This is a genomic window from Yinghuangia sp. YIM S09857 (genome assembly GCF_051388915.1).
Classification (GTDB): Bacteria; Actinomycetota; Actinomycetes; order Streptomycetales; family Streptomycetaceae; genus Yinghuangia.
Genome location: NZ_JBPKBH010000017.1, coordinates 40,822 through 49,537, shown reverse-complemented (window position 1 = coordinate 49,537; position 8,716 = coordinate 40,822). Strand labels below are relative to the sequence as shown.

The 8,716-nt window shown below is 71.3% G+C and carries 9 protein-coding genes; 2 read left to right on the top strand and 7 right to left on the bottom strand.

Going from position 1 to position 8,716, the window contains the following annotated elements:
• Positions 1 to 443: 443 nt before the first annotated feature.
• The 5 genes from ACRX5S_RS29585 to ACRX5S_RS29565 all read right to left on the bottom strand — a co-directional run bounded on the left by ACRX5S_RS29585 (position 444) and on the right by ACRX5S_RS29565 (position 4,849).
• Entirely contained in the window at positions 444 to 1,046 is a 603-nt protein-coding gene (locus ACRX5S_RS29585; protein ID WP_436776209.1) for an HAD-IA family hydrolase, read from the bottom strand.
• A 239-nt stretch (positions 1,047 to 1,285) separates the two neighbouring features.
• Complete coding sequence (locus ACRX5S_RS29580; protein ID WP_436776208.1) at positions 1,286 to 1,774, bottom strand: nitroreductase/quinone reductase family protein; 489 nt, start codon at positions 1,772 to 1,774, stop codon at positions 1,286 to 1,288.
• Between the two features lie 76 nt (positions 1,775 to 1,850).
• Positions 1,851 to 2,669, bottom strand: coding sequence for an SDR family NAD(P)-dependent oxidoreductase (locus tag ACRX5S_RS29575; RefSeq protein WP_436776207.1), 819 nt, complete (start codon positions 2,667 to 2,669; stop codon positions 1,851 to 1,853).
• Between the two features lie 25 nt (positions 2,670 to 2,694).
• Positions 2,695 to 3,888 carry an amidohydrolase family protein gene (locus ACRX5S_RS29570; RefSeq protein WP_436776206.1) on the bottom strand — a complete coding sequence of 398 codons (1,194 nt, stop codon included), beginning with the start codon at positions 3,886 to 3,888 and terminating at the stop codon, positions 2,695 to 2,697.
• A 100-nt stretch (positions 3,889 to 3,988) separates the two neighbouring features.
• Positions 3,989 to 4,849, bottom strand: a complete 861-nt coding sequence (locus ACRX5S_RS29565) for an amidohydrolase family protein (protein WP_436776205.1) — start codon at positions 4,847 to 4,849, stop codon at positions 3,989 to 3,991.
• A gap of 224 nt (positions 4,850 to 5,073) precedes the next feature.
• Between ACRX5S_RS29565 and ACRX5S_RS29560 the strand changes: the two genes are divergently transcribed.
• Complete coding sequence (locus tag ACRX5S_RS29560) at positions 5,074 to 5,613, top strand: sigma-70 family RNA polymerase sigma factor (RefSeq protein WP_436776204.1); 540 nt, start codon at positions 5,074 to 5,076, stop codon at positions 5,611 to 5,613.
• Positions 5,614 to 5,651: 38 nt separating this feature from the next.
• Complete coding sequence (locus tag ACRX5S_RS29555; RefSeq protein ID WP_436776203.1) at positions 5,652 to 6,431, top strand: hypothetical protein; 780 nt, start codon at positions 5,652 to 5,654, stop codon at positions 6,429 to 6,431.
• A gap of 100 nt (positions 6,432 to 6,531) precedes the next feature.
• Here ACRX5S_RS29555 and ACRX5S_RS29550 read toward each other — a convergent pair whose 3' ends face one another.
• A complete protein-coding gene (locus tag ACRX5S_RS29550; RefSeq protein ID WP_436776202.1) occupies positions 6,532 to 7,908 on the bottom strand; it encodes an aspartate aminotransferase family protein in 1,377 nt (458 codons plus the stop codon).
• A partial coding sequence (locus ACRX5S_RS29545; RefSeq protein WP_436776201.1) for a phosphorylase family protein occupies positions 7,905 to 8,716 on the bottom strand: 812 nt, incomplete at its 5' end. The genes ACRX5S_RS29545 and ACRX5S_RS29550, both read right to left, overlap by 4 nt.

Here is an 8,716-nt window from a genome sequence, read left to right as displayed (position 1 = left end):
CCCCCCCCCCCCCCCCCCCCCCCCCCCCCCCCCCCCCGCGACGATCTCATCGAGGACGGGAAGCAACTCGGCGAGCACCTCGCGTGCCTCGTCGACAGTGAACAGACCCATGACCCCAGCTTGTCACGAGGCCACAGGAGTCCCGCACCACACCCGCCAGACGCGCCGCACCGCCGCCCACCAGGTCAAGTCTCGACAGCGCGCCGGCTCAATCACGCCGGGCTTGGAGGCTGGGCGGGCGACGGGGGCACGCCGGCAGGTCTGTGGGTTGGCGGGGACCGCGGTCACCGACCCACCCACCTATCCACTCAGTAGCGACCGATCAGCGTCATCGGGTCCGGGTACCCCTGCTGGTTCTCCGTGACCCCGACGATCGTCGTCGCCTTGCCCGGCTTCGCGTTCGTCGCGACCGACCAAGCGAGTACGTCCGGCGATCGCCCCGATCAGCCCGGCAACACCCCTTGTTCCACCAGCCAAGCCCGCGCCGGCACCACCCCCGTCCACCGGTGCGCCCCGAGCCCGGCCGCCGTCGCCCCCGCGACGTTGTCCTCGCGGTCGTCCAGGAACCGGCAGTCGGACGTACGCGCGTCCAACCGCTCCGCGAGCACCCGCCACATCTCCGCGTCGGGCTTCGCCATCGCGTGGTCGGCGGAGATCACCAGGTGACGGAAGTACCGCGCCCACGGCTGCGCGGCGAACGCCACCCCGCAGGAGGCCGGGGCGTTGGACAGCAGCGCCAACGGCACGCCCTCGGAGGCGAGTTCGGCGATCAGCGCGAGCGACGCCGGGTTGGTGTCCAGCCAGCCCGCGACGTCCGCCTCGGTCAACTCCGCGGCCCGGCGTGCGTCGACGCCGAAGCCCGCGCGTCGTCCCACCTCGGTCCAGTAGACCTCGTCGGGCATGCCGCGGTCGTACGCGTCCCGCACCGCCCAGTACCCCGCCTCGAAGTCCGCCGTCGCGACCCCGACCGATGCGGCCATGTCCGGCAGCGCCGTCGAGGCGTGGCATAGGACTTCCCCGTAGTCGAACACGGTCCAGTGCGGCACGTGGTACCCCTTCGTCGCGGCGCGCGTACGGCCGGGCGGCCGCCGTCAACCTAACCCACTTGCCGCGCCGACGCGTGCGGCCCGGCCGCCGACCCGGGGAACCCAGGAGTCGGCGACCGGGCCGCAGTCACGCAAATACCGCGCCGCTCAGCCGCGCACGCTGCTCAGCAGCTCACCACTCAACCGCGCACCACATAACCGCGCACTGCTCAGCGGCTCTCCACCTGTCCGCGCACTACTCAGCCGCGCTTCGCCACGAGGTTGCTCTCCGGCAGCCGGACCAGCGGAATCCGGCGCTCGCAACGGCTCTGGTAGTCGTTGTAGTACGCGCGGTCGGCGGTGAGCCCGGCCCAGGTGGCGGTGTAGTCGTCGCCGTCCAGCACCTCGGCGTCGCTCCAGTAGGTCGCCCCCTGCACCCGGACGAGGATGCTCGGGTTGGCCTTCTTGTCAGCGAGGTTCACGAACCACGACGGGTTCTTGTCGGCACCGGCGAAGGACGCGACGACGACGCGGTGGCCGTCCTTGTCCACCCAGTACGGCAGCGCGACCTTGTGCACGTTGCCGGTCTTGCGGCCGACTGTCTGGATGAGCACGTGCAGCATGCCCGCGACGTTCCACCACTCGTCGTCGTCCGAGCCCTCCATGCCCTTCACGTGTTCCTTCGTGAAGGCCACGATCTCCTCGGGGCTGGGCTCGATGAACTCTTCGTTGCGCTGATCCGTCGACATGATCCGGAGGGTATGCAATCGGTGTTTGACTTTGCAATGGACTCCGGGGGTCGGGATCACCACATCCGCCCCGGGCTCAGCCCGAGTCGTCCAACCGCCGCACGGTGAGGCCCAGCTCGGCGATCACGTCGAGGCTGACCTCGACGCGGCCCGTCCGCTCCGGCGCGCAGTCGCACAGCGCGACCACGCCTTCCACCATCTCGTCCATCGACTCGATCTGGTCCTCGCGCACGATGTGCCCGACCAGCTCGCGGGCTCCCTCGCTCATCACCGCGGCGCGCGGCTCGACGGTGTTGACCCGGATGCCGCTGCCGTACAGGTCGGCGGCCAGGCCGTTGGTGAGCCGGTTGAGAGCGGCCTTGGAGGAACCGTAAACGGTGGTCCCGGTCCCGGTGCCGCCGAGGGTGTACGGCGGCCCGGGCCACGGCCGCGCGGTGGCGCTGGACAGATTGACGATCCATCCCTCGCCGCGCTCCCGCATCCCGGGCACGACGGCTTGGGCGAGGTGCAGCGGCGCGATGACGTTGACCTCGAAGTGCAGGCGGGCGCGGCGCAGCGGGTAGTCGGAGGGCGGCGCGTACACCCCCATGGCCGCGTTGTTGACCAGGATGTCGAGCGGTCCGCCGAGCGCCCGCTCCGCCTCCGGGACGATGCGGTCCCGGTCGGCCTCGTCGGACAGGTCGGCGCCGATCAGCGCGACCTTGCCGCCGTACGTTTCCAGCAGCGCGCCGACCTCGGCGAGCGTGCCGGCGAGCTTGGACGCGGTGTCCAGGCTGCGGGCCGTGATGGCGACGTCGGCGCCCTCGGCCGCCAGGCGCCGGGCGACCGCGGCACCGATGCCCCGGCTGGCGCCGGTGACCAGTGCGCGCCGTCCGGCGAACCGCTTGTCGGACATGGTGGATGCCTCCTCGGGGACAGGCTCAGGGACGGGTGAAGGCCGGGCTGTTGCTGTCGGACGGCACGCTCGCCAGCGGCTCCGCGATCTCGGCGTGCGTCGGCCCGCACTGCGCGGCGTAGCGGTCGAGCACGTCCAGGTCGAACCCGTAGACCTCGGCCGCGTTGCCCGCGAGCATGCGTCGCAGATCGGCCGGGTCCACACCGGGGAACGAGCGCCGCAGCGACTCGCGGGTGTACGGGTAGGTGCCCTCGTCGTGCGGGTAGTCGCTGCCCCACAGGAAGCGGTCGACCCCCAGCTCGTGGCGGGCGTCGGCCTCGACGGGGCTCGGGAAGCTGACTCCGACCCACACGTTGCGGGCGAAGTACTCGCTCGGCTTGAGCGGCAGGCGGTCGCCCTCGTCGTACTTCAGCTCGCCGATGCGGCCGGAGCCCATCTGCTCGTGGTACGCGTCGAGTTGGCGCAGCAGCGGCGGGATCCAAGAGGCGCCCTGCTCGGTGATGACGAACTTCAGGCGCGGGAACCGCTCGAAGGCGCCGGACACCAGCATGTGCGTGAGCGGCCTGCGGAAGAACGTCGCGGCCTCCGCGATCCACAGGAACTTCGAGGCAGGGTAGGGCCCGTAGTCCGGCGAGCCGGATCCGCCGTGGTTGACCACGACGAGGTCGAGGTCCTGGCAGACCTCCCACAGGCGGTCCCAGTCGGGCGCGTAGATCGGCGTGATGCCGGCCGCGTCCGGCGGGGTGGTGGGGATCAGGATCCCGGCGAGCCCCTGCTCCTTGGCCCACTTCGCCTCGGCGACCGCGTCGTCGATGTTGTTGAGGAAGACCTGGGCGAGGCCCGCGCGGCGGTGCTTGTGCTCACCGCCGCACCAGGCGGCGAGCCAGCGGTTGTGCGCCCGGATGCCGGCCAGGCGCCGGGCGTACGAGCGCTCGGTCGGCGGCCGGGCGACGAGCTGGCCGGTCGGGAAGAACGGCGGCACGGTGTTGGGGAAGACGACCTCGGCGACGACGCCGTCCGCCTCCATCTCGCGGACCCGGCGCTCGTCGTCCCAGTTGCGGGTGCGTCCGTCGGCCTGGAGGTCGCGGAACGGGTTGCGGTACTTGTCGCGCCAGGCGTCGAACTCCTCGTGCCACGCGGCGTCGAGGTAGTCGCGGTACGTCTCCATGTTGGCGCCGGCATGGCCGTCGGCGGAGATGATGGTGTAGCGGTCACTCATCGCGCGGCCCTTTCTGTTGTCGTGTCGTGTGTCGTGGGGTTGCGGGTGCGGGTGCGGCTCGGGGCGGCAGGCCCGGGCCCGGCCTCGTTGCCCGCGCGTTCTAGAGCTTGAAGACCCGTGTCGCGTTGTCGCGCAGGAACTTGGGCCACACGTCGGCCTTGAACGGCACGTCGGGCAGCTCGCGGAAGATGCGCTCCAGGGACAGGCCCATGGGGTAGTAGCCGGCGTACATGATCTTGTCGGCGCCGCGGGTGTTGGCGTAGTCGACGATGGCCTTCGGGTAGTACTTGGGGGCGAAGGCCGAGGTCATGTAGTAGAGGCCGGGCCACTTGAGCATGAGCTTGACGGCCAGGTCCTCCCACGGCTCGGCGCCGTGCCGCATCACGATGCGCAGCTCGGGGAAGTCGTAGCAGACCTGGTCGAAGTGCATCACGTCCTGGCACGCGGCCGGTACGCGCGGGCCCGGGATCCCGGCGTTGGAGATGATCGGGATGTCCAGGTCGATGCAGGTCTGGTAGATCGGGTAGTACCGGCGGTCGCTGACCGGGACCTGCGGGTTGCAGCCCGCGGGGAAGGTCGTGACCGCGGCGATGCGGTGCTCCTCGTGCGCCTCCCGGATGCGCCGCACGGCGGCGGTGATCTCGTTCGGGTCGACCTCCAGGCTGAGCCGGAACCGGTCGGGGTGCTCCTTGACCGCGCGCTGCGCGGTCTCGCCCATCCCGACCAGGCCGACGGCCACACCGCAGGCGTCCATCTGGGACAGCGTCACCGCGACCGGGTCGACGCCCTCGTCCAGGTGGTTGGGCACGCCCTTGAACATGTACTCGGCGGGGAACTCCATGCCGGCGCTCTCGGCGTCGCGCAACTGCGGCTTCAGGAAGTCGTAGTGGCTGCGTGCCTGGGCGCTCGGGAATCCGATCATCAAGTCCACGGCACCGACATCGGACGGGAAACCTGGCACGCGCGAACCTCCTTGTCGGGCCTGGCTTTCCAGGCCTCCGCGACTACCCGGTTCATGCTACTTAGTTGATTGACTCTGTCAACCTATTGCCCATACGGAACCGTCCGGAAACCCGTCGGGAGCCCGCCCCCGGAACCCGTTCCGCTACCTTCCGGGGCCCTCGATACGTCAACCATGTGGGGGCGGGTCCGCCTCCGCGGAACAACGGAGAAAGTGAGTGGCGCATGGGGTGGCGGAGAAACAGACGTGACGGTTTCGCCCTGTTCGCCGAGAGCGTCGCGATACGGCTGCGCCGCACCGCGTACCTGCTGTGCGGCGACTGGCACCTGGCCGAGGACCTCGCCCAGACCGCCCTGGAGAAGCTGTACGTCGCCTGGCCGAAGGTCGAGGCCACCGAAAACCCCGAGGCGTACGCCACGCGCGTCGTCGTCAACGCGTACCTCGACCGGCGCCGCCGCCGCAGCTCCGACGAGGTCACCGGCATCGACGACGCCGCACTCGACCGCGCCGAGGCCCCGGACCGCGGCGATCCCGAGCTGCGCCTGACGCTGCTCGGCGCATTGCACCGGCTGCCGCCGCGCGACCGCGCGGTCCTGGTCCTGCGCTACTGGGAGGACCAGAGCATCGAGTGCACCGCGGCGCAGCTCAGCATGACGGTGCCCGCCGTCAAGGCCGCCTCCGCCCGCGCGCTCGCAAGGCTGAGGGACGAACTGGGCGACACCGTCCGAGAGACCTCACCGACCGTGCGTCGGCTGCACGGCTGACGCCCCATCACCCGATACACACTGAAAGGAGTTCCGGCGTGGACACAGGAGACATGCTGCGCGCCCGGCTGAGCGGTGATCTCGCCGACCTGGACGCACCCCGTATGACATCTGGCCTCGTCGAGCGCGCCTGCGAGGGCGGTCGGCGGCGTCTGCGACGGCGGAGGTGGGCCCGGACCGCAGGTGGGGCGGTGGCCGTCGCCGCCGTCGCGGCGGTCGCGATCGTCGCGGGAAGCGGGATGCTCGCAGCGAGCCCGGGGGCGAACGACGACACCGTGGGCAGCAGCCCGGCGGCTCCGCCGTCGACACCTGTCACGGTAAGAGACACCCCCTACTATGAGCAGGCACACGCTCTTCTGGAGCAGGGACTGAGCCGACAAGGCGCGCCTGGGTTCGCAGGCGCCATGCAAGGGTTCGTCTTCGAGCACGGGGTGCAGATCTCGTGGAACACGGAGGCGGGTGCGATATACACCCACGCGCGGATGGAACGGCGAACGCTGACCGAATGCCCGACCCCCGACGACTCCCGCGCGACGACCGACCCGGGGACCGGCGTCACCGACACCGTCGTGTGCTCCGACGACGACGGCGCGTCCGCCGTCCACACCCGGCAAGCGCCGGGCGCCGCCGAGCCGTTCGCCATCACCGTCACCGTGCCCGTGGAGGACTCGGTGGTGTCGATCACAGTGCGCACCAATCTGGAGGGCTCCGGCAAGAACACCGAAACCGGCCGACCCTCGCCGCTGACCGCCGACCAGGTCAAGGCGATCGCGAAGGATCCCGGCTGGCACTCCATCGACCGGACACGCCTGCCTTGATCTCGCCCGCGAACAGCAACACGCCGCGCCTCCGAGGAAGTTCCCCGGGCACGCGGCGTGCTGCCGTGTTCGCTCGGCGCCAAGTGGGCTGCCGGTCGACCTACTTGGTCAGCGCCTGCTTGATGAGGGTGCGGCCGAAGTCCCACATGAGGCCGGTGCCCTTGTGGGCGTCGTCCATGACGTCCACGAAGGCGGCCGTGAAGTTGTCGACGTCCTTCTGGCCGAGCACGTACGGCGGCAGGAGCTTGATGACGTCCATGTGGTCGCCCGCGACCTGGGTCAGCATGCGGTGGCGCTGGAAGAGCGGCACGACGACCATCTGCGCGAACAACCCCGTGCGGGCCGCCTGGAGGGTCGACCAACCGGCGCGCAGCTTCAGGGACTTGGGCTTGCCGAACTCCAGGCCGACGATGAGGCCGCGGCCGCGGACGTCGGCGAACAGCTCGTACTTCTCCTGGAGCGGGCGCAGCGCGGCCTGGAAGGCCTCGCCCATGCGCAGGCAGTTGCCCGTCAGGTCCTCGTCCTCGATGACCGCGAGGGTCGCGAGGCCGGCCGCCATGGCCTGGTTGTTGCCGCCGAAGGTGCAGTCGTGGACCAGGACGCGGTCCATGGTCGAGTAGACCTTCTTGAAGATCCAGTCCTTGGTCAGCGTGGCGCCGATCGGGACGTACCCGCCGGACAGCGCCTTGGCCACGGTGACGATGTCGGGCTCGACGCCGGGCTCCCACTCGTACGCCCAGAACTTGCCGGTGCGGCCCATGCCGACCTGCACCTCGTCGGCGATCAGCAGCGCGCCGTGCTGCCGAAGCAGCTTCTGCGCCGCGGCCAGGTAGCCGGGCGGCGGGATCAGCACGCCCTTGCCCTGGATCGGTTCGACGATGAACGCCGCCACGTCGCCGCGCTTCAGCTCGCGCTCCAGCGCGTCGAGGTCGCCGAGCGGCACCGCGACGTCCGGCAGGAGCGGCTCGAAGCCCTTGCGGAACTCCTTGGCGCCGTTGACCGAGAGCGAGCCGGTGGTCAGGCCGTGGAACGCGTGGTCGACGTACAGGACGCGCTTGCGCCCGGTCGCGAAGCGCGCGAACTTCAGCGCCGCCTCGACCGCCTCCGTGCCGCTGTTGCAGAAGTACACGCGGTCGAGGTGCGGCGTCGTGCGCAGCAGCCGGTCGGCCAGCGCGGCGGCCAGCGGCGGCGTCGCGAAGTGCACGATGTCCGGCAGGTCGAGCGCGACGACGTCCTGCACGGCCTTGCGCACGACCGGGTGGTGCCGGCCGACGCCGTACGTGCCGAAGCCGGACAGGAAGTCCAGGTACTCGGCGCCGGTCTCGTCGTAGAGGTACGGGCCCTCGGCGCGCACGTAGTTGCGGTGGAAGCCGATGGTCTGGAGCACGCGCGGCAACTGCGGATTGAGGTGCTTGGCGGTCAGTTCGAAACCGCGCCCCTCGTACTCCGCCAGCGTCTCACCGAGATCGAACGTCATCCGCCACCGTCCTGTTCATCCGCCGTGCCGCGTCCCACGCCCAAGTCTGCCCCTTCGCGCGCCCCGGCCGCCGGGAAGGGCGCGGAATCCGGCCCCGCCACCGCACCGAGCCATGCGGAGAGTGTGGAGGCGGCCGCCTTGAGTGACCGGTACGCCGCCAATCCGTTGCGCACGATCCCCGGCCGCAGCAGCTCGTGCCCGGGCGAGTCGCTGACCACGCGCACGACCGCCCACGGCCGCTCGGGCCCCGCCCCGGCCCAGCGCAGGGCGAGGAGGAACGACGACTCCATGTCGGCCGCCACCACCCCCGCCTCGGCGAGCGGGCCGCGCTCGGCCGGGCGGACCAGCTTGCGCACCGTCGCGACCGGTCCGGCGTAGACCGGGACAGGCAGCGGGCGCAGCGCCTTGACGAGTTCGTCGGCCCAGGGGCACGGCCGGACCTCGCCGTCGGGGCCGCGCACCTCGGTCGCCACCACGATGTCGCCGGGACGCAGGCCGTGCATGCCCGCGCCCATGCCCGCGACGAGCGCGGCCGGGGCGGCGGCGAGCCTTTCGGCGTACGCGAGGGACTTGGCCTCGCCCATGCCGGACCGCACGACCGCGGGGGCGCCGCCGCGCACCAGCGCCCTGCGCTCGATGCGCAGCGGGGCGACGAGGAGGGGCGTGGCGGGGCTGTCGGGGGTCTCGGAGGCTTCGATCGGCCCGCTGCCCGCCGGGTGCCCCGTCGCGTCCCCGGTCCCGCGGTCGGCGTTCCGGCCCGTGCTGCGCCCCGCCGTCTGCCCCGTCCCGTCCCCGGTCGGGGACGCCG